The 22,042-nt window shown below is 68.2% G+C and carries 25 protein-coding genes; 10 read left to right on the forward strand and 15 right to left on the reverse strand.

The window, feature by feature from the left end:
* Positions 1-456 precede the first annotated feature (456 nt).
* A complete protein-coding gene (locus QGN32_RS09430) occupies positions 457-786 on the forward strand; it encodes an STAS domain-containing protein (RefSeq protein WP_326548306.1) in 330 nt (109 codons plus the stop codon).
* Here QGN32_RS09430 and QGN32_RS09435 read toward each other — a convergent pair.
* Genes QGN32_RS09435 through fgd form a run of 4 tightly spaced genes read right to left on the reverse strand, consistent with a single transcriptional unit; the run spans position 721 to position 5,997 of the window.
* Positions 721-1,863 carry an acetate kinase gene (locus QGN32_RS09435; RefSeq protein ID WP_326548307.1) on the reverse strand — a complete coding sequence of 381 codons (1,143 nt, stop codon included), beginning with the start codon at positions 1,861-1,863 and terminating at the stop codon, positions 721-723. The two genes, QGN32_RS09430 and QGN32_RS09435, sit on opposite strands and share 66 nt — an antisense overlap.
* Complete coding sequence (pta, locus tag QGN32_RS09440; RefSeq protein ID WP_326548308.1) at positions 1,863-3,962, reverse strand: phosphate acetyltransferase; 2,100 nt, start codon at positions 3,960-3,962, stop codon at positions 1,863-1,865. Before pta ends, QGN32_RS09435 begins: the two co-directional genes overlap by 1 nt.
* A 26-nt stretch (positions 3,963-3,988) precedes the next feature.
* Positions 3,989-4,960, reverse strand: a complete 972-nt coding sequence (locus QGN32_RS09445; protein WP_326548309.1) for an endonuclease/exonuclease/phosphatase family protein — start codon at positions 4,958-4,960, stop codon at positions 3,989-3,991.
* 26 nt (positions 4,961-4,986) lie between these two features.
* A complete protein-coding gene (gene fgd, locus QGN32_RS09450; RefSeq protein ID WP_326548310.1) occupies positions 4,987-5,997 on the reverse strand; it encodes a glucose-6-phosphate dehydrogenase (coenzyme-F420) in 1,011 nt (336 codons plus the stop codon).
* Between the two features lie 34 nt (positions 5,998-6,031).
* Here fgd and QGN32_RS09455 point away from each other — a divergent pair, with 34 nt between their 5' ends.
* On the forward strand, positions 6,032-6,766 hold the full coding sequence (locus QGN32_RS09455; protein WP_326548311.1) for an MBL fold metallo-hydrolase: 735 nt from the start codon (positions 6,032-6,034) through the stop codon (positions 6,764-6,766).
* 95 nt (positions 6,767-6,861) lie between these two features.
* Here QGN32_RS09455 and QGN32_RS09460 read toward each other — a convergent pair whose 3' ends face one another.
* The gene (locus QGN32_RS09460; protein WP_442791802.1) at positions 6,862-7,161 is read right to left on the reverse strand and encodes a hypothetical protein; all 300 of its coding nucleotides are present in this window, start codon (positions 7,159-7,161) and stop codon (positions 6,862-6,864) included.
* A gap of 31 nt (positions 7,162-7,192) precedes the next feature.
* Positions 7,193-7,723, reverse strand: a complete 531-nt coding sequence (locus QGN32_RS09465) for a GNAT family N-acetyltransferase (protein ID WP_326548313.1) — start codon at positions 7,721-7,723, stop codon at positions 7,193-7,195.
* 105 nt (positions 7,724-7,828) lie between these two features.
* Here QGN32_RS09465 and QGN32_RS09470 point away from each other — a divergent pair, with 105 nt between their 5' ends.
* Positions 7,829-8,692, forward strand: coding sequence for an SDR family oxidoreductase (locus QGN32_RS09470; RefSeq protein ID WP_326548314.1), 864 nt, complete (start codon positions 7,829-7,831; stop codon positions 8,690-8,692).
* Between the two features lie 70 nt (positions 8,693-8,762).
* Here QGN32_RS09470 and QGN32_RS09475 read toward each other — a convergent pair whose 3' ends face one another.
* From QGN32_RS09475 to QGN32_RS09500, 6 genes are read right to left on the reverse strand one after another with little or no spacing between them, the layout of a single operon-like run.
* The gene (locus QGN32_RS09475; RefSeq protein WP_326548315.1) at positions 8,763-9,179 is read right to left on the reverse strand and encodes a hypothetical protein; all 417 of its coding nucleotides are present in this window, start codon (positions 9,177-9,179) and stop codon (positions 8,763-8,765) included.
* Positions 9,180-10,421 carry an O-succinylhomoserine sulfhydrylase gene (locus QGN32_RS09480; protein ID WP_326548316.1) on the reverse strand — a complete coding sequence of 414 codons (1,242 nt, stop codon included), beginning with the start codon at positions 10,419-10,421 and terminating at the stop codon, positions 9,180-9,182. It lies immediately after the preceding gene.
* Positions 10,418-10,831 (reverse strand): rhodanese-like domain-containing protein, encoded by a 414-nt coding sequence (locus QGN32_RS09485; protein ID WP_326548317.1) that lies wholly within the window; start codon positions 10,829-10,831, stop codon positions 10,418-10,420. Before QGN32_RS09485 ends, QGN32_RS09480 begins: the two co-directional genes overlap by 4 nt.
* A gap of 20 nt (positions 10,832-10,851) precedes the next feature.
* Positions 10,852-11,310 (reverse strand): Rv0361 family membrane protein, encoded by a 459-nt coding sequence (locus QGN32_RS09490; protein WP_326548318.1) that lies wholly within the window; start codon positions 11,308-11,310, stop codon positions 10,852-10,854.
* 4 nt (positions 11,311-11,314) lie between these two features.
* On the reverse strand, positions 11,315-12,601 hold the full coding sequence (purT, locus tag QGN32_RS09495; protein WP_326548319.1) for a formate-dependent phosphoribosylglycinamide formyltransferase: 1,287 nt from the start codon (positions 12,599-12,601) through the stop codon (positions 11,315-11,317).
* Entirely contained in the window at positions 12,598-13,113 is a 516-nt protein-coding gene (locus QGN32_RS09500; protein WP_326548320.1) for a MarR family winged helix-turn-helix transcriptional regulator, read from the reverse strand. The genes purT and QGN32_RS09500 overlap by 4 nt, the downstream gene beginning before the upstream one ends.
* A 70-nt stretch (positions 13,114-13,183) precedes the next feature.
* Between QGN32_RS09500 and QGN32_RS09505 the strand changes: the two genes are divergently transcribed.
* From QGN32_RS09505 to QGN32_RS09515, 3 genes are all read left to right on the forward strand, one after another.
* Entirely contained in the window at positions 13,184-15,232 is a 2,049-nt protein-coding gene (locus QGN32_RS09505; RefSeq protein ID WP_326548321.1) for an MMPL family transporter, read from the forward strand.
* Between the two features lie 16 nt (positions 15,233-15,248).
* Entirely contained in the window at positions 15,249-15,983 is a 735-nt protein-coding gene (locus tag QGN32_RS09510; RefSeq protein ID WP_442791835.1) for an alpha/beta fold hydrolase, read from the forward strand.
* A gap of 91 nt (positions 15,984-16,074) precedes the next feature.
* On the forward strand, positions 16,075-16,266 hold the full coding sequence (locus tag QGN32_RS09515) for a ferredoxin (RefSeq protein ID WP_326548323.1): 192 nt from the start codon (positions 16,075-16,077) through the stop codon (positions 16,264-16,266).
* Between the two features lie 11 nt (positions 16,267-16,277).
* Here the strand turns inward: QGN32_RS09515 and QGN32_RS09520 are convergent, their stop codons facing one another.
* Together QGN32_RS09520 and QGN32_RS09525 are read right to left on the reverse strand one after the other, a co-directional pair.
* Complete coding sequence (locus QGN32_RS09520; protein ID WP_326548324.1) at positions 16,278-16,910, reverse strand: PaaI family thioesterase; 633 nt, start codon at positions 16,908-16,910, stop codon at positions 16,278-16,280.
* Positions 16,911-16,938: 28 nt separating this feature from the next.
* Positions 16,939-18,234: an adenylosuccinate synthase gene (locus tag QGN32_RS09525; protein WP_326548325.1), complete on the reverse strand. Its 1,296-nt coding sequence runs from the start codon at positions 18,232-18,234 to the stop codon at positions 16,939-16,941.
* Between the two features lie 81 nt (positions 18,235-18,315).
* Here QGN32_RS09525 and QGN32_RS09530 point away from each other — a divergent pair, with 81 nt between their 5' ends.
* From QGN32_RS09530 to QGN32_RS09540, 3 genes are read left to right on the forward strand one after another with little or no spacing between them, the layout of a single operon-like run.
* The gene (locus QGN32_RS09530; RefSeq protein ID WP_326548326.1) at positions 18,316-18,894 is read left to right on the forward strand and encodes a peptidase M50; all 579 of its coding nucleotides are present in this window, start codon (positions 18,316-18,318) and stop codon (positions 18,892-18,894) included.
* A gap of 19 nt (positions 18,895-18,913) precedes the next feature.
* Positions 18,914-19,696, forward strand: a complete 783-nt coding sequence (locus QGN32_RS09535) for a site-2 protease family protein (RefSeq protein ID WP_326548327.1) — start codon at positions 18,914-18,916, stop codon at positions 19,694-19,696.
* Positions 19,697-19,755: 59 nt separating this feature from the next.
* Complete coding sequence (locus QGN32_RS09540) at positions 19,756-20,646, forward strand: cation diffusion facilitator family transporter (protein WP_326548328.1); 891 nt, start codon at positions 19,756-19,758, stop codon at positions 20,644-20,646.
* On the opposite strand, the gene QGN32_RS09545 is transcribed toward QGN32_RS09540, so the two are convergent.
* Positions 20,647-21,063, reverse strand: a complete 417-nt coding sequence (locus QGN32_RS09545) for a DUF3151 domain-containing protein (protein WP_326548329.1) — start codon at positions 21,061-21,063, stop codon at positions 20,647-20,649. It abuts the gene before it with no gap.
* Positions 21,064-21,177: 114 nt separating this feature from the next.
* On the opposite strand from QGN32_RS09545, the gene QGN32_RS09550 reads away from it, so the two are divergent.
* Entirely contained in the window at positions 21,178-22,017 is an 840-nt protein-coding gene (locus tag QGN32_RS09550; RefSeq protein ID WP_326548330.1) for an Rv0361 family membrane protein, read from the forward strand.
* The last annotated feature ends 25 nt before the right edge of the window (positions 22,018-22,042 follow it).

Raw genomic sequence — 22,042 nt, forward strand, 5'->3', positions numbered from 1 at the left:
AGGGAAGAAAGTCTTGACTCGGGCCTTTCACTGATTGCACCGCCGGTTTCCGCCGGTTACCGATGAGGCAATTCGTCCTCACAATCGTGACCGCGGCGTGATGAGGGCCTACGGAGTCAGTGGCCGATACCAGCAAACACCGCTTCCGCGGCGGCGGCTTTGCAGTATTTGCCCATGCCGTAAACCCAATGGTCGAGGCGCGGATTTCGTAGTAATCTGCATCACAGGTTGAGGTCACAGCCAACTGCAGAGGTGATTCGGGGTCGAACTCCCCGATAGCGGCCATCGAAGCCGACGGCGCCTCCGCGGCTCCAACTGCGTCCGACAACAGGAGTCACCGTGTCCGCTGTAGGAACCTGCCGGGTGTTTCGACCCGACCCCCGCTCGTTCGATCAGTGCGAACGCCACCACCGCAGCAGCTTCTCCGCGGCGCACCAGACCCGTTCGACGGTGCTCGTGACGGTCGACGGCGACATCGACGCAACCAACAGCCGCGCGCTGGCGACCTACGTGGAAGGGCAGATGGCCGGTACGCGGCGCCTGTTGGTCGACCTTCGGCTCGTGGACTTCTTCGGCACGGCCGGATTCGCAAGCCTGCACTACATCAACGTGATCTGCTCGCGGAACGGAATCGACTGGGAGGTGCGCTGCGGGCGGCGGGTCCGCCGGCTGCTCGCCATCTGCGATCCCGCGGGCGAACTGCCGCTCGAGAAGCCGCGCTCACCGCTCGACGAGGTGCGCGCAGGCACGGGCGATCGCAAGCTCCTCATCAGTGGGAACAACTAGCACCGTCGTCGGCGAATTGTCGGCCGATATCCGCCGGGTGGTCCTGTCGGCACTCTCGTTCAGTTGTTCATCGAGTTCGATGCCCAGCGGTGCCATCCCGGTCAGCGCGTCACGGCGCACCGCAGCGTCGTTCTCCCCCACCCCCGCGGTGAACGTGACGACATCGGCCGAGCCCAGCAGGGCCAGGTAGGCGCCGATGTACTTGCGCAGCCGGTGGATATAGACGTCGTAGGCCAATTGTGCTGCCGCGTCCCCGGATTCGATACGCTGATGCAGCACCCGGAAATCGATCTCGCCGCCCAGCCCAAGGACGCCGGAGCGGCGGTTGAGCATCTCCTCGATATCCTCGACGCTCATGTTCGCGTTGCGCCGCAAGTAGAACAGCACCCCGGGATCGATGTCGCCGGAACGTGTTCCCATCACCAGCCCCTCCATCGGAGTCAACCCCATGGAGGTGTCCACCGGGCGCCCCCCGACGATGGCCGAGGCCGATGCGCCGTTGCCCAGATGCAGCACGATCTGGCGCGCCGAGTCCAGCGGAACGCCCACAAACGCGGCAGCCTGTTCGCTGACGTACTCGTGCGAGGTGCCGTGGAAGCCGTAGCGACGGATGTGCCACTGCGCCGCGACGTCCTTGTCGATCGCATACGTGGCAGCGGCAGGCGGCAGGTCGTGGAAGAACGCGGTGTCGAAGACCGCGACGTGGGGTAGATCGGGCAGTGCCTTGCGGGCTTCTTCGATACCGAGCAGAGCGGGTGGATTATGCAGCGGGGCAAGCGGACACAACTCGCCGATCTTGGCGACCAACGCGTCGTCGATCAGCGTCGGCCGATAGATATCGGGCCCGCCGTGCACCACCCGGTGCCCGACGGCGACTAGGTCGAGCGAGTCGGGCGGTCGTCCCGACTCCGCCATCTGGTCGAACGCCGTCTGCAGCGCCTCGGCGTGGTCGCGAACCTGACCCTCGCCGATTCGCTCGACAATGCCGTCCACCACCATCGTTTCTGAATCCGGTTCGATGATCGCGTATTTGAGCGACGACGAGCCCGAGTTGATCACGAGTACGCTGCGTGCCATCAGAGCGTTTGCGCCTGGATAGCGGTGATCGCCACGGTATTGACGATGTCCTCGACCAACGCCCCGCGCGAGAGATCGTTGACGGGTTTCTTCAAACCCTGCAGTACGGGTCCGATCGCGATCGCGCCGGCGCTGCGCTGCACCGCCTTGTACGTGTTGTTGCCGGTGTTGAGGTCCGGGAAGATCAGCACCGTCGCCCGACCGGCCACCTTCGAGTCGGGCATCTTCGACTTGGCCACCGAGGGTTCCACCGCGGCGTCGTACTGGATCGGTCCGTCGACAAGCAGATCCGGCTCCCGCTGCATAACCAATTCCGTTGCCTGTCTGACCTTCTCGACGTCCGCACCGGATCCGCTGCTGCCCGTCGAGTAGGACAGCATCGCAACCCGCGGTTCGATACCGAAGCTGGCCGCGGTGCGTGCCGACGAGATCGCGATGTCGGCCAGTTCCTCGGCGGTCGGGTCCGGCACGATCGCACAGTCGCCGTAGGCCAGCACCCGGTCGGCCAGGCACATCAGGAAGATGCTGGACACCGTGGAGACGTCGGGCAACGTCCTGATGATCTCGAAGGCGGGCCGCACCGTGTGGGCCGTGGTGTGTCGTGCGCCGGAGACCATGCCGTCGACCATGTCGTTGTGCACCAGCATGGTGCCGAAATAAGATACGTCGTGGATGATCTCGCGCGCCTGCTCGACGGTGACGCCCTTGCGTTTCCGTAGTTCGGCGTACTGTTCGGCGAACTTGTCGCACAGGTCGCTGGTCTGCGGGTCGAGCACCGTGGCGCTCGAGATGTCGACGCCCAATTCCGCCGCGCGAGCGCGGATCCGGGCCTCGTCACCGAGAATAGTCAGATCGGCCACCCGGCGCCGCAGCGATCGGCCGGCGGCCGTCAGGATGCGGTCGTCGTCGCCCTCCGGCAACACGATGTGCTTGCGGTCCGAGCGCGCCCAGTCGAGCAACTGATACGTGAACATCTGCGGGGTAACCACTGCTGGGATCGGAATAGCAAGCTGGGCAAGCAGATCCGCGACGTCGACGTGGGTCTCCATCAAGGCCACGGCCGTGTCGATCTTGCGCACCGACTTCGCCGTCACCCGGCCGCGCGCCGAGGCCACCCGGCTCGCGGTCTCGAAGGTGCGAAACCTGGTGGCGATGATCGGTAACCGCAACCCGAGGCCCGCCACCAACGCAGCGATCGCCGGATGCAGTTCCAGTCCGCCGTTGAGGATGATGCAGGACAACGACGGAAAGCCTTCGGCGGCATGCGCGCTCGCCAACGCCAGCACGACGTCGGATCGGTCACCCGCCGCGATGACCGCGACACCCTCACTGAGCCGTTCGAGTACCCGTTCGGCGGTCATCCCGGCGACCAGGACATCCATCGCCTCCCGCGACAGCAGCGCCGGGTCGCCGCTGAGCAGCGTACCTTCGACGGCCTGTTGCAGTTCGGTGACCGTCGCCGCCACCAGCAGCGGGTCCTCCGGCAGGGCGTAGCACTTGGGTTCGAAGCCCTTCAGCGCGTCGAGCACCGCGGACAACTGGGCGGGATCGCAGCGGTTGGCGACGACCGCTGCGGTGTGCGCATGCTGGGCGGTGATCTCGTCGAGGCAGATGTCGACGATGTGCGCGACCTGCTCGGGGCTTCGATCCTTGGCTTTCACCGCCAGAATCACCGGGGCACCGAGGTTGGCCGCGATCCGCGCATTGGTCGACAGCTCGCTGGGCGCGGCGATGTCGGTGTAGTCGCTGCCGACGACCAACACCGCGTCGCAGTGATCGGCCACCCAGTGGTACCGGTCGACGATCTCGGCCAGCGCACCCTCGGGATTGACATGAAGTTCCTCGTAGCCGACGCCCACGCAGTCGTCGTAGGACAGACCGGCGGTGGTGTGGCCGAGCAGCAGTTCCAGGATGTAGTCCCGGTCCTCGCCGAGCCGGGTGATCGGCCGGAAGACACCGACTTTCGCGACGGTCGCCGTCAACCGGTGCAGGACGCCCAGCGCGATCGTCGACTTGCCGGTGTCGCCCTCGGGGGAGGCGACGTAGATGGCGCTTGAGCGCTCGCGCGAGGACACTGAGTTGGATGAGCGCTCCGACACGCGTCACAGCCTAGCCGCAGCGCCCGTCAGCCTGCGGTCGGATCGATCGGGACCTCGACGGTAGCCACGAGCCCGCGGTGGTCGGAGCCGGGCAGCGCGACGGTGCCGGCCGATGTCGCCGCACAGTTCCGGACCAAGACGTGGTCGATGCCGAGCACCGGCGGCCGCCACGGCTTGCTGGGATAGCTGCGGGTGAGACCCGCCCCGGCCTGCTCGGCGGCGTCCCGGTAACCCTCGTCCAGCAGCTTTCGGAACGGTCGCATGTCGTAGGTGGCGTTCAGGTCGCCGGCCACGATGACCGCGCCCGCCCCGGCGGACCCGGCCAGCGCCCGTAGCGTCTCGGGAAAACGGGCGATGTCGCCCTGGAACCAGCGCAGCGGCTGCACCCACGGAGCGGCCAGATGCGCGGCGAGGACGGTGAGGTCGAACTTCACTCCGGGCCACCGAATCCGGGCGCCGAGCATCGGCATCTGGTAACCGTCGACGGCCGAGGAGGCCACGATCGGATGGCGGCTCCATACGCCGATCCCCTCCGCCATCGGGCGCGCATCGACGACCCGGTGCCCGAAGACGCTGTCGATTCCGACGGTCGACATGGCGTCCGCCACTTCCGGGGTCATCTCCTGCACGACGAGCACATCGGCCGACGCGGTCGCGAGTTGGACGACCGCCCGCGCGTCGGCCCGACCCATGCCGAGATTGGCCGTCACCACCCGTAGTGCGATCGAGGGCGCAGCGGTCTTCTCCGGTCCGAAGTACCGCGGGGCCAATACGGCGAGCATCGCCACGCACAGCATCGAGGCCACGATCGTCGGCACCCACCGCCGCGCCACCGCGAACAGCACCATCGCCGCGACGCCCGCCGCCGTCAGGTACGGCGCGGCCGCGGCGAGAATCAGCACGATCTCATGGCTGACCGGCAGATAGCGCGACAGCAGCCCGGCCAGCGCCATCGCGAACGCGACGATGCCCAGGACCGTCGCCAACACTCGAATCACGTTGTGATGGTGCGGTTCTCGACCGATCAGCCGAGACGGCGCAACCGCGGCTCGAGGTCGCGGGCGAACAGTTCGAGGAACCTGCGCTGGTCGTGGCCGGGGGCGTGGAACACCAGGTGGTTGAGCCCCCAGTCGACGTAGTCCTTGACCTTCTCGACGGCCTCGTCGGGATCCGACGCGACGATCCAGCGCTTGGCGACCTGCTCGATGGGCAGTGCGTCGGCGGCCTTCTCCATTTCGATCGGGTCGTCTATGGAGTGCTTCTGTTCGGCGGTCAGCGACAGCGGTGCCCAGAACCGGGTGTTCTCCAGGGCGAGTTCGGGATCGGTGTCGTAGGAGATCTTGATCTCGATCATCCGGTCGATGTCGTCCACGCTGCGGCCCGCGGCCTCGGCGCCCTCTCTTACGGCCGGAATGAGCTTGTCCTTGTAGAGTTCCTCACCCTTGCCGCTGGTGCAGATGAACCCGTCGCCCGCGCGGCCCGCGTACTTGGCCACCACGGGCCCGCCCGCCGCGATGTACACCGGAATCCCGTCTTGGGGCACGTCGTAGATCGAGGCGCCCTTGGTGTGGTAGTAGTCGCCGTCGAAGTCGACCCGGTCACCCAGCCACAGCTCGCGCATGAGCTTGACCGACTCCCGCAGCCGCGCGAAACGCTCCTTGAAGTCCGGCCAGTCCCCCTCGTAGCCGGTGGCGATCTCGTTGAGGGCTTCGCCGGTGCCCACTCCGAGGAAGATCCGGTTCGGATACAGGCACCCCATCGTGGCGAACGCCTGCGCGATCACCGCGGGGTTGTAGCGGAACGTCGGGGTCAGCACCGATGTGCCGAGGATCATGCTCTTGGTGCGTTCGCCGACCGCGGTCATCCAGGCCAGGGAGAACGGCGCATGGCCGCCCTCGTGGCGCCACGGCTGGAAGTGGTCGCTGACCGTCGCGCTGTCCATGCCGTGCTCTTCGGCCGCCACGGCCAGCTCGACCAGTTCCCGCGGCGCGAACTGCTCCGCCGACGCCTTGTATCCGAGTTTGAGTTCAGCCACGCTTCGTTTCTACTACCTCACCTAAACTCGCGGCATGGCAGCAGCCTTGAGCGCCGTCACCGACACCGTCCATTTCGCGTTCACCGACCTCGTCAACTGGACGCTGGTGACCGACGGCGCCGGCGTGATGCTGATCGACGCGGGCTTCCCCGGCGACCGCGACGACGTGCTCGCGTCGCTGGGCCGGCTCGGCTTCGGCCTCGACGATCTGCGCGCGATCCTGTTGACGCACGCGCACATCGACCATTTCGGTTCGGCGATCTGGTTCGCGAAAACGCATGGCACGCCGGTCTATTGCCATGGCGCAGAGGTGGGCCACGCCAAGCGGGAGTATCTCGAGCAAGCCTCCCCGGTCGACATCGCCAAGCACATCTGGCGGCCGAGCTACCTCACGTGGTCGGCGGCGATCACCCGTAAGGGCGCCATGCTGGGCGACGGCATCCCCACGGCGCAGCCCCTGACCGACGACATCGCGACGGAGCTGCCCGGCAAACCGATGGCGATCCCGACGCCGGGACACACCAGCGGGCACTGCTCGTTTCTGGTCGACGGTGTGCTGGTGAGCGGCGACGCGTTGGTCACCGGGCACCCGCTGTCCACGCGCGGCGGACCGCAGCTGCTGCCCGGTCTGTTCAACCACGACCAGGACGGCTGCGTACGCAGCCTGGGGGCGCTGGGCCTGCTGGACACCGAGGTGCTGCTGCCGGGGCACGGCCCGCTATGGCGCGGTTCCATTCGGGAAGCGGCAGAGGCCGCCGCGCGCCCGTGATGGTGCGTATCGCTCGTCGAACGTGCGGCCAGCGCGATTTTGAGGCCGATTTTTCGCACTGAGCGCACGTTCGGCGAAGGGGGTGCGTCGCGGGCTTAGACGAGTTTCTGGTAGCCGAGCAGAAAGACCGCGGTCAGGCACAGCCCGCACGCCACCACGATCGTCGGCATCAGGATCATCGCGTCGAGTTCGTCGTCATCGAGCACGTCGCTGTCGAATCGGCCGAACAGCACACGCGCCACCCCCGTTCGACGGAACGTGTGCACCATGGTGCGGACGGCCTTGGTCTCGCGACGCCGGCCGATGAATACCCGCGAGGCCACCCCGACCAGGAAGGTCAGTACGCCGGCACCAACCAACAGCAGGCCGACCGTCGTCTGCGATAACGCCACCATCACCCCCGCTGCGCGACACCTGACGCACAGCCTATAGCCGGTAACAACCGGCGACGCTGGACGAATCACGTCGCAACACCTTCGCGAACGCGATCGGATAGACCTCGCCCTCGGCGGGCAGCGGTTCGGCCAGGCGCGTGTAGCCGGTGGCCGCATACAGCGCCTCGGCCTCCGGCTGCCGATCGCCGGTCGTCAGGTAGATCCGGGTGTATCCGCGCGCGGCGATCTCGGCCTCGAGTTCGCTCAGCAGCGCCCTGGCGTAGCCGCGCTGCCGGTGGCCGCTGTCGGTCCAGATGCGTTTGAGTTCGGCGGTGTCGGGGTCGAACCGGCGGAACGCGCCGCCGGTGACGGGTCGTCCGGCCCGCAAGCCGATCAGCAGCCCGCCGCCGGGCGGGGCGAACTCCTCGGCCGGATAGCCCCGCAACCAGCACAAGACGCGCTCGGTGCTACCGCCGTAGCGCTCGGCATATTCGGCCGCCAACTCGGCGAGTAGCGGCTCGGCCAGTGGATCGTCCTGGCCGACCGGCACGAAACGCAGGTCGTCGAGGGCGGACATGGTCATCACTCAACTGTGCAACGTGATGGGATGCTACGCATTCCAATAACCGCATGTCGTCCGGTTGCAGGTCGCTCTCGGCAGAAACTTGACAGGTGTAAAGTCCGGTCCATGGACAACATCAGGGGCAGGACCATCGCGATCACCGGTGCCGCCCGGGGCATCGGCTATGCGACCGCGAAGGCGCTGCTGGCGCGCGGCGCCCGCGTGGTGATCGGCGACCGCGACGTGGCGCTGCAGGAATCGGCCGTCGCCCAGTTGGGCAACCTGGGGCCCGCGTCGGGCTATCCGCTCGACGTCACCGACCGGGACTCGTTCGCGACGTTCTTCGACAAGGCCCGTACCGACGGCGGCGGGCGGGTCGACGTGCTGGTCAACAATGCGGGTGTGATGCCGATCGGGCCGTTCGTCGAGGAATCCGAACAGTCGATCCGGTCCACGCTCGAGGTCAACCTGTACGGCGTGATCACCGGCTGCCAACTGGTGCTGCCGGAGATGATCGCGCGGCGCAGCGGGCACATCGTCAACGTCGCCTCGCTCTCAGGGCTGATCCCGGTGCCGGGACAGGTCGTGTACGTGGGCGCGAAGTTCGGCGTGGTGGGCCTGACCGCGGCCCTGGCCGACGAGGTCGCGCCGCACAACGTCGACGTGTCGGTGGTCATGCCGCCGTTCACCAACACCGAGCTGATCTCGGGCACCAAGAGCAGCGGGGCGATCAAACCGGTGGAGCCCGAGGATATCGCCGCGGCGATCGTCAAGACGCTGGACAAGCCGAAAACCCATGTCTCAGTGCCGACTCCGCTCCGCTTCACCGCCCAGGCCGCGCAGATGCTCGGCCCGCGCGGACGTCGTTGGCTCAACAACAAGCTGGGCCTGGACCGGGTGTTCCTCGACTTCGATGCCGGCGCGCGCAAGCAGTACGAGGATCGCGCCCGGACGGCGCAGGGTGTGGTCGAAGGACGCGTCGAGGACTGACCTTGCTTCGGTGAGCGCGCAATCCGGTACACAAATCGCGGGAGAAACCGTACCGGAGTGAGCGCTCACGCTAAGCGGTGAACTTGGGCGGCGGGTCGCCCAACCGGTAGCCCTCGACCACGTCGAGGCAGTCGAACAGCTCCTCGAGGTTGAACTGGTAGTCGTCGGCCGTGCCGACGAACACGACGTGCGCGATGTCGGCGGCCTCGTCGGCGGTCAGCACGATCGTCGTCACGTCGACCAGATCCTCGTCGGGCACGTCGGCGGCCGACGGCGGGTAGCACCACAGCGCCGACTCCTCGTCGGACAGGTCATCGTCGAAAACCCAGCCGCGCTCGGTGATTCGCTCGTCGAAGTGCTCCAGGACCGCGGCCAGCTGGACGTCGTCGGCCAGCGCGTCCATGACGCCGTCCGGGACCCAACGGGCGTCGCGGGCGGCCTGCCGCTTGCGGCGGCGGGCCTTCTTCGCGTCGCTGCGCTTGGACACCTAGCCGAGCGCCTGGTCGAGGTCGTCGAGCAGGTCGTCGGTTCCCTCCAGCCCCACCGAGATCCGCACCACGCCATCGCCGAGCCCGATCTCTGCGCGGCCCTCCGGGCCCATCGCGCGGTGGGTGGTGGTCGCGGGGTGGGTGATCAGGGACTTGGCGTCACCCAGGTTGTTCGAGATGTCGATGATACGCAGCTTGTCGAGTACCTCGAACGCGCGTTCCTTCGCCGCGGCCGGATTGCCGGCGCTCGAAAGCTCGAACGTGACAACGGTTCCGCCACCGGACATCTGACGCTTGGCCAGGTCGTACTGTGGATGCGACTCGAGGAACGGATAGCGCACAAGGCTCACCGCAGGATGGTTCTCCAGGAACTCGGCGATCCGCTGCGCCGACTCGTTCTGGTAGTTCACTCGAACCGCCAGCGTCTCCAGACCTTTCAGCAGGATCCAGGCGTTGAACGGGCTCAGCGCGGGCCCGGTGTGGCGCATCAGTTTCTGCACCGACTCGTCGATGTACTGCTTGCCGCCCAGGATCGCACCGCCGAGCACACGGCCCTGCCCGTCGATGTGCTTGGTGCCCGAGTACACGACGACGTCGGCACCCAGCGGGAAGCCCTGCTGCAGAATCGGTGTCGCGAACACGTTGTCCAGCACCACTTTTGCGCCGGCCGCATGCGCGAGCTCGGAAACCGCGGCAATGTCGACCAGCTGCTGCATCGGGTTGGACGGGGTCTCGAAGAATACCGCCTGGGTGGGCACCGACAGCGCCTCTTCCCACTGCGAGAGGTCGTCGCCGTCGACGAAGACGGTCTCCACACCCCAGCGGGGCAGGATTTCGTTGCACACCACGAAGCAGGACCCGAACAGGCTGCGCGCGGCGACCAGTCGGTCGCCGGCCGCCAGCAGCGCACCCAATGACGTGAACACGGCCGCCATCCCCGTCGCGGTCGCGAAACAGGCAGGAGCACCCTCGATCAGCCGCAGCCGCTCCTCGAACATCGAGATCGTCGGGTTGCCGTAGCGCGAGTACACGTAGCGGTCGATATCGCCGGTGAAGGCCTTCTCCGCTTCGGCTGCCGACGCATAGACGTAGCCCGAGGAGAGGAACAGGCCCTCGGCGGTCTCCTCGAATGCCGACCGCAGCAACCCCCCGCGCACGCCGATGGTGGCCTGGCTGACGCCCTCGGGAAGTGCGGCGTGGGTGCGGACGGACGGAACGGTGTTCTCCGGGCCAGAACTCATGACTGTTTCCATGGCAGGCCGACTGCCTTCCAGCCGGTACGCCCGCGGTGGTGGTTCTCGTCGGGGTTGCCCTCGAAGCCGTCGAGCACGTTGTACGACGGCGCGATCCCGGCCTCGGTGGCGGCTTCGGCGGCGCTGATCGACCGGTTGCCGGAGCGACACAGGAACACCACGGGCCTATCGCCGGGAGTGACGCCGGCCCTCCCGAGCTCCTCGACGAACGACTCGTTGCGCGTCCCGTCGGTGCGGTTCCACTCGATGAACACGACATCGCGCTGCAGCGAGGACAGGTCGGGTACGCCGACGAAGCGCCACTCGGCGTCGGTGCGGACGTCTACCAGCACGGCCTCGGAAGTGCCGGTCAGCAGCTCCCAGGCCTCCTCGGGCGTGATGTCTCCGGCATAACTCACGGTCGTTGAGTGTCCCACAGCTATCCGAGGCCGGTGGAACAGACCTTCCAGCCGTCGCCGTCGCGGACGAACGTCAACTCGACGGACTTCTTGTCGTCGGGCGCCTTGTCGAAGTGGTAGGTCACCTTCGCGGTGGCGCGGTCGCCGTCGATCGCGACGTCGGTGACATCATCGACGAACCGCTCGCCTTGCATGACGACCGAATCGCGCTGAGCCGCAAGCACTTCGGACTCGGTGCCCGCATGTGCGGAACAGGTGTAGCCGCGGAAGTCGGCGTAGTCCTGTCGTTGCAGCGCGTCGTTCTGCCCAACCGCGGCGCGGGCCACCTGCTGGTCGGCGGGCAGTTCCTCGTCCTCGAACAGGTTCACCAACCCGATTACGATCACCACGAGCACAAAGATTGTGAGCGCGATCAGAAAGGGCGCCACGGTCGGTCGGTCGTCGGGGGTGGGATCGGGTTCGGGCCCGGGGTTCGTCACCGGGCTACCAGAGCCTGCGCAGCGCCACGGTGACGCGTCGGGCGCGGTCACGGGCGACGATCGGATCGGGTGCCGTCGCCAGCGCCACCGCGAGCCGCCGCCGGGGCTCGGTCTCGTCGGGGCGGCTGAACAGCGCGACGTCGCTCTCGGCGACGGCGAGCGCCTCGGCGAGCACGGCCTGCAGGTCCTGGCCGGCCGCCGGTTTCGCCTCCGCCCCGGCGTAGACGACCTCAGCCGCGGCGGGCGAGATCATGATCGTGTCGACGGGCAGCCCCAGGATCGCCCGGGCGTGCAACTCGAACTCCGAGAGCCGCTGCGAACGCAACGTGACCAGTCCGCTGTCGTGCGGTCGCGGGCGCACGTTGTCGAAGTAGACCTCGTCGCCACGCACCAACAGCTCGACGCCGAACACGCCACGCCCGCCCAGCGAGTTCACGATGCGAGCGGCGATCGACTTCGCCGCGTCCAGTGCGGCGGGCGCCAACGCCTGCGGCTGCCACGACTCGAGCGCGTCGCCGTCGGCTTGGCCAAGCCCGTTTTGCTCCTTGCGTGCGCGGTGTCCGATCGGCTCACAGAAGTGCACCGCCGGTCCCGTCGGCCCGACGGTGCGGATCGTCAGCAGGGTGACCTCGAAGTCGACCTCGACCACCGACTCGACCATCACGCGGTTGTGCGGGATGCGGCCCGCGGCGACCGCCCGCTGCCACGCGGGCGCGACGTCCGCGGGGCGCACCAGCACCGACTCGCCTTCGCCGGGCGCCGAGGCGACCGGTTTGACCACCAGCGGAAACCCGGCGTGCTGGGCGACCGCAGCCAATTCCTCCGTCGATCCCGCGAACCAGAACGGGGCGGTGGGCAGCCCCAGCTCGTCGGAGGCCAACCTGCGCAGGCCTTCCCGGTCCAGCGACAGCCGCGTGCTGCGCGGGGTCGGGAACACCTCGATGGCGCCGCCCTCGGCGACGGCGATCAGCGCGTCGGCCGCGATCAGGCCCGCCTCGGCCACCACGTAACGCGGGTTCTCCTTCTCGATCAGCGCGGTCAGCGCCTCCGCGTCGTTCATCTTGGCGACGATCGGGCGGTCGGCAACTCCGTGAGCCGGGGCGTCGGCGTAGCGGTCGACCGCGATGACCTCGGTACCCAGCCGTTGGAACGCCAGCGCCAACTCCCTGCTCAGTTCGCCCGAGCCCAACAGCATCACCGAGCACGTCCCGGTCGTCCCCGCGACAGGTTCGGGATCGGTCACCGGGTCATCGGGATCGACCGGGGTGTCGTTGTCAGGGGTGTCACTCATCGCCTGTCCAGCCTGCCAGACGGTCCGGGCGCCGAGAGAGCGGACTGGTCGAGCTCGCCGCGGAACTCGCGCATGGCGTCGATGAGCGCGCTGAACGTACGGTGCGAAGCCGCCAACTCCGCGTCGGACAGCCGGGCCAACGCGGCGTGCATGCGTTCACCCAGCGGGGTGAAAAACCCTCGCGCGACGCCCATTCCATGCTCGGCGACCCGCAGGATCACCTTGCGGCGGTCGCGCGGATCGGACTCCCGCCGAAAGTGGCCGGAGGCGAGCATCCGCTCGACGAGATAGGTGATGGCCGCGGCCGACATCCCCATCCGCCTGCGCAGCTCCCCCGCCGTCAACGGCGCCTCCTCGGTCTCGGCGACCATCACATACAGCAGAGCGCGAAAGTCGTTGGCCGCGACGTCGTGTCGGCTCGCGAACAACCTGCCGATCTCGTCTGATTCCGCGTTCATCGCCCGCACATCCGCGGCGATCGTCGCCTCCAGTGCGTCGCGGTCTTCTGACACGCCGAAAGCATAGGCCGTTCGGCCACCGGGCCGTTTGATCCATAGTTAAGTTTCTGAAATATTTGTCGCCATGTCGCGCCGCATCTCCTGGGTACTGGCGGTGCTCGTCGTCCTGCTCTCCGGTGCGCTGATGGGGCTCATCGGCAGCGACGACTCGAGCGCGCGGTCACCGGTGCTCGTGTCCGACTCCGCCGAATCGGCGCGCGTCGACGCGCTGCGGAGCCAGTTCCCCGACGGCGAACGCGTCCCCGCGATCGTCGTGATCACCCGCATCGACGGAACGCCGCTCAGCCCTGCCGACGTCGACGCCGTCAACCGGAAGTGGCCGGCGGCCCAGGTGTCCACCGACGGCGCGGCCGCCCTGGCGGTGGTGCCGCTGAACGCCGAACTCACCGGGTTCGAACTCAACGAAGAGGTCAAGAAGGTACGCGCAGATGCCGCCGAGGGTCTGCCCGCCGATCTGCGCAGCGAGGTCACCGGCGGCCCGGCGTTCGGCGCCGATATCGCGAACTCGTTCTCGGGGGCCAACTTCACGCTGCTCGCCGTCACCGCGGCGGTGGTGGCGCTGCTGTTGATCATCACCTACCGCTCCCCCGTGCTGTGGCTGGTGCCGCTGGCGGTGATCGGCTTCGCCGACAGGGTCGCCGCGGTGCTCGGCACGGCGGTCGCCCAGGCGGTCGGCATGAGCCCGGACGGTTCGACGTCGGGCATCACCAGTGTCTTGGTCTTCGGCGCGGGCACCAACTACGCGCTGCTGCTCATATCGCGGTACCGGGAAGAGTTGGGCCGCACCGAGAACCATCGCGACGCACTGGACACCGCGGTGCGCCGCGCCGGTCCGGCGGTAATCGCCAGCAATGCCACCGTGGTGCTGGCGCTGCTCACGCTGGTGTTCGCGTCGTCACCGAGCGTGCGTAGCCTCGGCGTGCAGGCGGCGGCGGGACTGATCGTGGCGGCGGTGTTCGTGCTGCTGGTGTTGCCGCCGCTGCTCGGCCTGTTCGGCAAGCGGTTGTTCTGGCCGTTCATCCCGAAGGTCGGGGACCGGGCGCTGACCGACAGCGGCGTCTGGCACGGCATCGCCGAGGCGGTGGCCCGCAGGCCTGGTCGCGTCGCAGCGGTGGCGCTCGCCGGTCTGGCGCTGCTGTGCACCGGGTTGGCGGCCACCCCGCTCGGGCTGTCACAGACCGAACAATTCCGGGTGCAGGCGGAGTCGGTCAGCGGATACGAACGGCTCGCCGACCACTTCCCGAGCGGCCTGACCGACCCCACGCGTGTCATCGCGGCCACGGACCGCGCCGCCGACGTGCAGCGCGCGATCACCGAGACACCCGGGGTGGTGTCGGCCCACCCCGCGGGCCAGACCCCGACCGGTCTGACGCAGTGGTCGGTGGTGCTCGAGGCCGCACCCGCTTCGGATGAGGCGTTCGGAACCATTGACAGACTGCGTCATTCGGTACGCGACGTCGATCCGGGGGCACTGGTCGGCGGCTCCGATGCGACCGCGCGCGATGCCGGCGCGGCGGCGTCGCGGGATCGGATGGTGGTGGTTCCGGCAATCCTGCTCGTGGTTCTCGCGGTGCTCTACGTGTTACTGCGCGCCGCGCTCGCGCCGTTGGTTCTGGTGGCGGTGACGGTGTTGAGCTCACTGGCCGCGCTGGGTCTCGGCGGGTGGGCCAGCGTGCATCTGTTCGACTTTCCCGCGCTGGACAACACCACGCCGCTGTTCGCGTTCCTGTTCCTGGTCGCGCTCGGCGTGGACTACACGATCTTCCTGGTCACCCGCGCCCGTGAGGAGACCCCCGAACACGGCACCCGCGACGGGATCGTGCGCGCCGTGTCCGCGACCGGGGCGGTGATCACCAGCGCGGGCATCGTGCTCGCCGCGGTGTTCTGCGTACTCGGCGTGCTGCCGCTGATCGTGCTGACCCAGATCGGCATCATCGTCGGCCTCGGCATCCTGCTCGACACGTTCATCGTGCGCACCGTGATCATCCCCGCCCTGTTCACGCTCATCGGGCCGCGCATCTGGTGGCCCGCGCTGCGGGGCGAGGACTACCGTTCAGGCGGTGGAGCAGCACACGGTAGGCACCGCGCTGGGCAGGTTGCGGATCCAAGTTAGCGGCTCAGGCGAGCCGATGATGTTCTGGCCGAGCCTGCTGATGACCGGTGACATGTGGTCCGCGCAGGCGGCACATTTCGGGCCCGACCGGCGCGTCATCCTGGTCGACCCGCCGGGGCACGGCGGCAGCGAAAAGCTCACGGCGCCGTTCACTTTCGACCAGTGCGCGCAGTGCATCGTCGACATCCTCGACGCTCTGGGCGTGCAGCGCACCCACTTCGTCGGAAACTCGTGGGGCGGGATGATCGGTGGCACGTTCGCCGCGACGCATCCCGGGCGGATCGGGCGCGCCGTGCTGATGAACTGCACGGCACAGCGGGCGGGGCTCCGCCAGCGCGTCGAATTCGGCCTGCTGCTGCGAACGGCTCGGCTGATGGGTGGGATCCGGCCGCCGGTGACCCGCTCGGTGCTCAAGGCGTTCCTGGGCCCTACCACGTTGGCCACGCGACCCGACGTCGTGGCCTTCGTGCGCGACACCGTGCAGTCCGCCGATGTGCGATCCGCCGGGTGGGCGGTGCGAAGCATCGTGGACCGGCCGGACCAACGCGCGTTGTTCGGCCGGATCACGACGCCGGTACTGGTGGTCGCGGGCAGGGAGGACGCGACCTTTCCGGTGCCGGAAACACTCGCGATGGCCGCGGCCATCCCGGGCGGCGAGGCCGTGGTGCTCGACGGTGTCGCGCACCTGGCCGGGCTCGAGGATCCGGACCTGGTCAGCGAGGTCATCGAGGGCTTCGTGTTTCGCGGGTAGCGTCGAGCCCGTGACGTGCAGTTCGGGTTCTTCCACTTCATCTGCGGTCTGACGTCTTTGTCAGTGGATGAAGAGACGAAGGGGTGACGAAGTGAGAGTGCAAGCCGACCGCGACGTCTGCATCCAGGCCGGCAACTGCGTGATGTCGGCCGGCGCCGTTTTCGACCAGGACGACGACGGGATCGTCGTCGTGCTCGTCGATGAGGTGCCCGACGACGAACTCGACCACGTCGAAGAGGCCGTGAAGCTCTGTCCGTCACAGGCTTTGCGGCTCGTCGACTAGCCGCCAGGAGGCTACGGCTGCCCGGGGAGCAACTGGATCATCAACCCGTTCGCCTCGGCGAGCAGGCTGTCGCCGGGATCTCGCAACTCGGCGTTGACGAACGCCTTGCGCCCCTCGGCCTCCCGCAGCCAGCCGCGGGCCGTCAACTCGGTATCGATCGGGGTGACCTTGCGGTAGTCGACGTGCAGAAAACCGGTACGGCTGATCGGCCGGCCGACGGCGTGGATCACCATGCCGAACACCGAGTCGAACAGCAGCGGCAGCACCCCGCCGTGCACTGCGGAGTTGCCCCCGACGTGGTAGCGGCTGAACTGCACCTTCAGCTCCACCCCGTCCGGGTTCAAATTCACGTCGCGGTACGGCGGCATCAGCAGGCTGCCCGCGCCGGGCAGCGACGGCACCCGGTTGGCCGGGCCGGCGCCCTCGGCCGCCCGGAACGGGTCGAGCAGCGCCACCAGGGCTTCGGCTTGGTCGGCGGCCCGCTCCCAGGTGTCGCCGTCCGGATCGGCCGACACCGCCAGGTCCTGTGCGCGGCGCATCGCCGCCAGGAACCGGCCGAACCCAGGACCGGGTTCGGCCCGTTGATAGTTCGGGAACCCGCCGTGCTTGTCGTAGTCAGGGTCTTCGAGGTGCGGATCCGTCATCGCTGTCGGCTCTTCGCGCAAGCACTCATCACGGCTGCGCCAGGATGTCGCGGCGCACGATGGTCTGGTCCCGGCCGGGCCCGACGCCGATACACGAAACATGGGCTCCGGCAAGCTCTTCCACCCGCAGCACGTAGTCACGCGCCTTGGCCGGCAGGTCCTCGAACTCGCGGGCCCCGGAGATGTCCTCCCACCAGCCGGGCAGCTCTTCGTAGATCGGCTCGGCGTGCGCGATCTCGGACTGCGTCATCGGCATGTCGTCCAGACGCCGGCCGTTCACCCGGTATCCGACGCACACCGGCACGGTTTCGAGGCTGGAGAGCACGTCGAGTTTGGTGAGGAAGTAGTCGGTGATGCCGTTGACCCTGGTGGCATACCGGGCGATGACCGCGTCGAACCAGCCGCACCGGCGCCGCCTGCCCGTCGTCACGCCGAACTCGCCGCCGGTCTTCGACAGGTACTCGCCGTTGGCGTCGAACAGTTCGGTCGGGAACGGCCCCGAGCCGACCCGCGTCGTATAGGCCTTGAGAATGCCGAGCACCGTGGTGATCCGGGTCGGCCCGATGCCCGACCCCACCGCGGCGCCGCCGGCCGTCGGATTCGACGATGTCACAAAGGGATATGTGCCGTGGTCGACGTCGAGCAGGGTGCCTTGAGAGCCCTCCAGCAGAACCGTCTCGCCCTGTTCCAGCGCCGTGTTGAGCAGGTAGCGGGTGTCGGCGACGCGGTGTTTGAAGCCCTCGGCCTGCTCGAGCAGGTTGTCGACCACCTCGGCGGCGTCGAGCGCCTTCCGGTTGTAGATCTTGACCAACACTTGGTTCTTGAATTGCAGTGCGGCTTCGATCTTCTCGGCCAGCAGCACCGGGTCGGACACGTCGGCCATGCGGATCCCGATCCGGGCGATCTTGTCCTGGTAGCAGGGTCCGATACCGCGTCCGGTGGTGCCGATCTTCTTGCTACCGGCGTACCGCTCCACGACCTTGTCGATCGCGACGTGATAGGGCATCAGCAGGTGCGCGTCCGCCGAGATCAGCAGCCGTTCGGTGTCGACGCCCCGGTCGACCAGCCCCTGCAGTTCGGTGAGCAGCACGCCGGGATCGACCACCACACCGTTGCCGATGACGTTGGTGACGCCGGGTGTGAGGATTCCCGACGGGATCAGGTGCAGGGCGAAGTTCTCACCCGTGGGCAGTACGACGGTGTGGCCGGCGTTGTTGCCGCCCTGATAGCGCACCACCCACTGAACGCGCCCACCGAGCAGATCGGTGGCCTTCCCTTTGCCCTCGTCGCCCCACTGGGCGCCGATGAGCACGATTGCCGGCATCGCATAGTCTCCCGCTAATCTGCATCAAACCTTGTTGCAGCCGGTGAGCTACCTTATCCCAGCCGCTTGTGAGGAGCCGTGTTGAGCACCACTGACGTCGTGGTGTTGCGTTTCGGCCGCCGTCGGTTGCCTCGTGCGCTGCGCGGGCTTCCGGTCGCCGAAACCGCCGATATCCCCTGCCGCCGCCTCCTCGTCGTCGGCTCCCAAGCGGACTTGGCGACGGTGCTGACCCGGCTGCTGCGCACCGATCGACTCGGCGTCGAGGTGGCGCACGTGCGACGTCGGTGGCATGCGCGACGGGCGCTGCGCGGGAGCGCGACCCGGGTTCCGCTGATCCGCGACGACGGGGGCACCGTGCTGGTCGGCGCGGCCGAATGGCGCGGCGATCCGGCCGGACAACCGCTGCACGGCGAAGCGGTCGTCGACGACATCGTGTTGTTCGACGGTGACGCGCCGGGCGTGCGGATCGAGCCGACGGACACCATGCCCGGGCTGCGGGCGGCCGTCGTGGGCACCCGCCCACGACGCTGGCTGACAGGGCGGGCGGCCCAGCTCGGCACCACCGGCGCCATCGTCGTCCGTGACGGGGTGTCCGCCGCTCGACCGGTCAAGCGTTCGACGTTTTACCGGCACACCGAGGGCTGGCTGCGGGTGCGCTGACAGCCGGTAGCGTCGACGCGTGAACGTTCGTCCGCTGCACCAGTCGGTGCGGCCCAGCCCCGTCTTCCTGGCGATCGTGGCGGCCACCGTGGCCGGTGGCGCGGTGGCGTGGACGTGCGCGACGGACTACTCCCGACCACTCGCCTACGTCGGGGTGTTCACGTTCGTGATCGCGGGCTGGTTGGTGTCGTTGTGCGTGCACGAGTTCGCCCACGCGTACACCGCGTGGCGGTTCGGCGACCGCGACGTCGCGGTGCGCGGCTACCTCACGCTCAACCCGCTCAGGTACTCCAATCCGCTGTTGTCGATCGGGCTGCCGGTGCTGGTCATCGCGATCGGCGGGATCGGCCTGCCCGGTGGGGCGGTGTACGTCCGCACGGGATGGATGACCGAGCGTCAGCGCACGCTGGTCAGCCTCGCCGGACCGTCCACCAACCTCGTCTTCGCGGTGCTGGTGCTGGTGCTGACCAGCGTGCTCTACGACCCGGCGCACGGCGTCTTCTGGGCCGGGATGGCGTTCCTCGGGTTCCTCCAGGTGACGGCGTTCGTTCTGAACATGCTTCCGGTGCCCGGCCTCGACGGGTACGGCGCGCTCGAGCCGCATCTGAGCCCGCAGACCCAACGCGCGGTGGCTCCGGCCAAGCAGTGGGGGCTGCTGATCTTGCTGCTGCTGCTTTTCACGCCGGGACTCAACCAGTGGTTCTGGCAGACGGTGCTGTGGTTCTTCGACTTCTCCGGGGTGCCGCGCCCGCTGGTTTGGCTCGGCAGCGACCTCACCCGCTTCTGGTCGGCCTGGTTCTAGTCGCCGTGCGGACGTCCGCGCCCTTGCAACATATGCGGACTTGCGCATAGATTGCTGGCATGGGAGCCGGCCACGATCACAGTAGAGGCGACACCCGGGTGAGCCGGATGGTCATCGCCGCTGCGGTCCTCACCGCGTTCTTCGTCATCGAGCTGGTCACGGCGCTGGTGATCAACTCCATCGCGCTGCTGGCCGACGCCGGTCACATGCTCACCGACCTGGTCGCGATGTTCATGGGCCTCACGGCGATCCTGCTCGCCCGGCACGGCAGCGCCTCGCCCGCCCGCACGTACGGGTGGCACCGCGCCGAGGTGTTCACCGCCGTGGCCAACGCCGTGCTGCTGCTCGGAGTCGCGGCTTTCATCCTCTTTGAGGCGATCGAGCGGATCGGCGATGCGCCCGATGTGCCCGGCGTGCCGATGATCGTCGTCGCAGTCGCGGGCCTGTTGGCCAACGCCGTCGTCATGATGCTGCTGCGCTCGCACTCCGAGACGAGCCTGGCCGTCAAGGGCGCCTACATGGAGGTCCTCGCCGACACCGTCGGCAGCATCGGGGTGCTCATCGCCGGCATCGTCACGGTCACGACGGGCTGGCCCTACGCCGACGTCGTGGTCGCGGTGTTCGTCGCGCTGTGGGTGCTGCCGCGGGCGTTCTCACTGGCGCGCGCGGCGCTGCGGATCCTGTCGGAGTCCTCGCCCGCGCACATCGACGTCGACGAGTTGCGCGGCGCTCTTTGTGCCGTCGAAGGCGTCACCGATGTGCACGACCTGCATGTGTGGACGCTGGTGCCGGGGAAGGACATGGTCACCGCGCACCTGACCAGCAACCGGGATTCGGCGCTGGTGCTCGACGACGCGCGGGCCGTGCTGACCGCCCGCGGGCTGGACCATGCGACGGTCCAGGTGGAACCGGGCGACAGCACCGGCGACTGCAACTGCGAAGCGGAGTAGTCAGGCCAGCCCGAGTTCGGTCCGCGCCGACGGGTCGCAGTCGTCGAGCAGGTCCAGGCAGCGCTGGGTCTCGTCGGTTTCGCCGATGGCGTCGGCCGCCCGCGCGAGCGCGGCCACACAGCGCAGGAACCCGCGGTTGGGTTCGTGGCGGTAGGGCACCGGGCCGAAGCCCTTCCACCCGTTGCGGCGCAACTGGTCCAGCCCGCGGTGGTAGCCGGTGCGCGCGTAGGCGTACGCGGTGATCGCCCTGTCCTCGGCCAGCGCCCCTTCGGCCAGCGTCGCCCACGCGACCGAAGCCGAGGGATGTGCGGCCGCCACGATCGCCGGTTTCTCGCCCGCGGCGAGTTCGGCTTCGGCGGCGCTGTCGCCGGGCAGCAGCACCGGATCCGGTCCGAGCAGATCACCCATCCCTGTCATGGGCCCATTGTGCCGTGTGCGTCATCGCCGGCGGCGACGCACGGGTCTGAGCGCAGACCCGGACCGGGTGACTAAGCTTCCGCCGTAGCGTCGTAAGGGAGGACCGCAGCAGGCATGTCGAATCCATCAGGGCCTGACCAGCCGGGAGATCTTCCGGACGGGTCGGACGCCTCGGACGTTGGAGCCTCCGAGAATCCCCAGGCGCCCGAGACCACGGGCGAGGCCGCCGACCCTGTGACCGAGGTGATCGAGCCGCACGGCGACCACGAACCCGAGACCGAGGTGATGGCACCCGCCCAACCGCAGGCGGACGCGGTGCCGGGAACCGAGGGGGGCGAACGCCGGTTCACCGCACCCTCGGGATTCGACGCGGGCACGACGCAGAGGATCGACAGCCCGGCCGATCCGGCCACCGAGGTGTTTTCGCCGCCGGGAGCGCCTGGACAACAGAGACCTGTTGCCCCGCAGGTCATTCCGCCGCGCAGCGAGTCGCCCAAGCCGCCCCCGCAGCAGCGGAGCAGCTGGGGCTGGGTGGTGGCGGTGGTGCTGGTCATCGCCGCGCTGGTCGCGATCGCGGTGCTGGGCACCGTGCTGCTGACCCGCGACTCGGGACCCAAGGTGTCGCAGGAGGAGATGGTGCGCAACACCATCGAGGAGTTCGACACCGCGATCCAGAACGGTGATCTGGCGAAACTCCGCAGCATCACCTGCGGCAGCAAGCGGGACATCTACGTCAAGTACGACGACGAGACCTGGCGGGAGATCCACGAACGGGTGGCCGCCGCCAAGCAGTATCCCGTGGTCGCCAGCATCGACCAGGTGGTGATCAACGGGGACCACGCCGAGGCGAACGTCACCGCGTTCATGGCCTACGCACCCGAGACCCGGTCCACCCGCAGCTTCGATCTGGAGTTCCGCGACGACCAGTGGAAGGTCTGTCAGGCGCCCCAATAAGGGATTTCGGTGCGCTACCGATCGC

Source organism: Mycolicibacterium sp. ND9-15, from assembly GCF_035918395.1.
GTDB lineage: Bacteria > Actinomycetota > Actinomycetes > Mycobacteriales > Mycobacteriaceae > Mycobacterium.

What these genes read in the sequence shown, in the direction of transcription:
- QGN32_RS09455 (WP_326548311.1), top strand. Translation starts at nt 6,032, where the DNA reads ATGGCAGCAGCCTTGAGCGCCGTCACCGACACCGTCCATTTCGCGTTC.
- QGN32_RS09480 (WP_326548316.1), bottom strand. Translation starts at nt 10,421, where the DNA reads ATGAGTTCTGGCCCGGAGAACACCGTTCCGTCCGTCCGCACCCACGCC.
- QGN32_RS09545 (WP_326548329.1), bottom strand. Translation starts at nt 21,063, where the DNA reads ATGACAGGGATGGGTGATCTGCTCGGACCGGATCCGGTGCTGCTGCCC.
- QGN32_RS09505 (WP_326548321.1), top strand. Translation starts at nt 13,184, where the DNA reads ATGTCGCGCCGCATCTCCTGGGTACTGGCGGTGCTCGTCGTCCTGCTC.
- QGN32_RS09460 (WP_442791802.1), bottom strand. Translation starts at nt 7,161, where the DNA reads ATGGTGGCGTTATCGCAGACGACGGTCGGCCTGCTGTTGGTTGGTGCC.
- QGN32_RS09525 (WP_326548325.1), bottom strand. Translation starts at nt 18,234, where the DNA reads ATGCCGGCAATCGTGCTCATCGGCGCCCAGTGGGGCGACGAGGGCAAA.
- QGN32_RS09550 (WP_326548330.1), top strand. Translation starts at nt 21,178, where the DNA reads ATGTCGAATCCATCAGGGCCTGACCAGCCGGGAGATCTTCCGGACGGG.
- QGN32_RS09510 (WP_442791835.1), top strand. Translation starts at nt 15,249, where the DNA reads ATGATGTTCTGGCCGAGCCTGCTGATGACCGGTGACATGTGGTCCGCG.
- QGN32_RS09470 (WP_326548314.1), top strand. Translation starts at nt 7,829, where the DNA reads ATGGACAACATCAGGGGCAGGACCATCGCGATCACCGGTGCCGCCCGG.
- QGN32_RS09520 (WP_326548324.1), bottom strand. Translation starts at nt 16,910, where the DNA reads ATGACGGATCCGCACCTCGAAGACCCTGACTACGACAAGCACGGCGGG.
- purT (WP_326548319.1), bottom strand. Translation starts at nt 12,601, where the DNA reads ATGAGTGACACCCCTGACAACGACACCCCGGTCGATCCCGATGACCCG.
- QGN32_RS09540 (WP_326548328.1), top strand. Translation starts at nt 19,756, where the DNA reads ATGGGAGCCGGCCACGATCACAGTAGAGGCGACACCCGGGTGAGCCGG.
- QGN32_RS09435 (WP_326548307.1), bottom strand. Translation starts at nt 1,863, where the DNA reads ATGGCACGCAGCGTACTCGTGATCAACTCGGGCTCGTCGTCGCTCAAA.
- QGN32_RS09465 (WP_326548313.1), bottom strand. Translation starts at nt 7,723, where the DNA reads ATGACCATGTCCGCCCTCGACGACCTGCGTTTCGTGCCGGTCGGCCAG.